This is a genomic window from Streptomyces sp. SPB074, assembly GCF_000154905.1.
Taxonomy (GTDB): domain Bacteria; phylum Actinomycetota; class Actinomycetes; order Streptomycetales; family Streptomycetaceae; genus Streptomyces.
Window position 1 is genome coordinate 3,235,501 of the sequence record NZ_GG770539.1, and the last position, 2,162, is coordinate 3,237,662.

General features: G+C 73.0%; 2 protein-coding genes. Both read right to left on the reverse strand.

Translation table 11 applies throughout. The features are described from left to right. Window positions 1-445 precede the first annotated feature (445 nt). A complete protein-coding gene (gene modA / locus SSBG_RS13260; RefSeq protein ID WP_037869679.1) occupies window positions 446-1,282 on the reverse strand; it encodes a molybdate ABC transporter substrate-binding protein in 837 nt (278 codons plus the stop codon). A gap of 112 nt (window positions 1,283-1,394) precedes the next feature. Further along, window positions 1,395-1,793, reverse strand: coding sequence for a TOBE domain-containing protein (locus SSBG_RS13265; RefSeq protein ID WP_008746647.1), 399 nt, complete (start codon window positions 1,791-1,793; stop codon window positions 1,395-1,397). Window positions 1,794-2,162: the final 369 nt, after the last annotated feature.

The following is a 2,162-nucleotide window of genomic DNA, read 5'->3' on the forward strand; positions in this document are numbered from 1 at the left end:
TGCTCAGGCTCCTCGGGGCGCTCGGACTCATCGGACTGGCCGGACCCCGCAGAGCGGCCGTCCTCCGCAGGGTGGTCCGGCCCCTCACGGTGCCCGGACGCCGCGATGCGGTCGGGCCCCGCAGAGCGCTCGGGCCCGGCAGACTGGCCGAGCCCCGCAGAGTGGCCGTCCTCCGCAGGGTGGTCCGGCCCCCCACGGTGCGCGAACGCCGCAGAGCGCTCGGGCCCCGCAGACCGCTCGGGCCCGGCAGACTGGCCGGACCCCACAGAGTGGCCGTCCTCCGCACGGAGGTCGGCCCCCTCACGATGCCCGGACCCCGCAGAGCCGTCGGGTTCCGTGAAGCCGTCGGGTTCCGCAGAGCCGCCGGACCCCGCAGAGCCGTCCGGCCCCGCAGAGCCATCGGGTTCCGTGGAGCCGTCGGGCGCTGTCGGGTGGTCGGGGTCGGTCACGGCTGCTGGAAGCCTGCGTGCTGGAGGATGTCCTGGGCCTCGTCGCCGGAGAGCCAGGCGAGGAAGTCGGCGGTGGCTTCGGCGTGCTTGGAGCCCTTGAGGGCTGCGGCGGGGTAGGAGGCGACGGCGTTCTGGGCGTCGGGGATGTCGATGGCGTCGACCTTGTCGGGGACGGTCGCGGCATCGGTCTTGTAGACGATGCCGGCGTCGGCCTCGCCGAGCTGGACCTTGCTCAGTACGGCGCGGACGTTCGGCTCCTCGGAGACGGCCTTGACGTCGAGGTGCTGCTTGTCGAGAACCTGGCGGGAGTAGTTGCCGACCGGGACCTCCTTCGCGGCGAGCACGACCTTGAGGCCGGGGTCGGTGAGGTCCTTGAGATTCGCGACCTTCTCGGGGTTGCCGTCGCCCACGGCGATGACGAGACGGTTCTTGGCGATGACGGCCGGGGTGTCCGTCTCGCCCTTGAGGCCGTCCATGGTCTTGGTGTCGGCGGTCACGATGGCGTCGGCGGGGGCGCCCTGGCGGACCTGGGCGGCGAGTTCCTGGGAACCGGCGAAGGAGAACTTCAGGGTGGTGCCGGGGTGCTCCTTCTCGTACGTCTTCTTCGCCTCGGCGAAGACGTCGGTGAGCGAGGAGGCGGCGAGGACGGTGAGGTCGGCCTTCTTCGGCTCCTTCACGTCCTTGGCGCTGGAGGAGCTGGTGGAGCTCGGGTCACGCTTCTCGGCGGTCTCGTGGTCGTCGCCGCAGGCGGCGAGGGCGCCGACGAGGAGGGCCGAGGCGAAGACCCCGGTCGTGGCGCGCCGCAGGGTGCGGGTGGTGGGCAGCGGGGACATGGCGGAGAGCTCCTGACGGTGGGGCGGAGGAGGCCTGAGAAGGGGGGTGCGGCGGGGCGAGATCCTGCGGGTGCCGGGGGCGCGGAAGGCGGTGCGGCCGGGGGCAGGAGGCTCAGTAGCGGTCCACGTGCACGTTCGTGGACTTGACGCGTGCGGTCGCTTCCATACCGACTTCCAGGCCGAGTTCCTCGACGGCCTCGCGGGTCAGCAGGGAGACGAGCCGGTGGGGCCCGGCCTGGATCTCGACCTGGGCGGCGACGTCCCCGAGGCGGACGGCGGTGACGATGCCGGGGAAGGCGTTGCGCACGGAGGTGTACGGTTCCTCGTCCTCACCACCGCCTCCGCCTTGGCCGACCTCGACGCACAGCGCGGCGAGGTCGCGCCCCGCGATGAGCCGGCGACCGGAGTCGTCCCGGTGGGTGGTGACCCGCCCGGCGTCGGCCCAGCGCCTCGCGGTGTCGGGGCTCACCCCGAGCAGCCGCGCCGCGCGGCCAATTGTGTAGGACTGCATGTGCGGAAAACTAGGGCGCCTCGGCTCGCAAGTGCAAGATGGACCGGTTTTTCGCCTCGCACCTGCGGCTCTGCACTGAGGGGGCAAGCGGGGCAACGGGCGCTGATGGCCGGGTCGATCGGGAGGTTGGCGGCGACCGAGATTCTCCGGAGGGGGTTGGCGGCCTCCTCCCGGGCACCCCTCACCCCGGACCGTCCGCCTCCCGACCGACATCCGCCTCACCCTGGCGCCCTCGCCCCGCCTTAACCCACGCCCGGTCACCCCCTCCCGGCCCACTCACCCCCGGACCGTCCGCCTCCCGACCGACATACGCCCCCCCGGCGCCCTCACCCCGCCTCAACCCGCGCCCGGTCATCCCCTCCCGGCCCC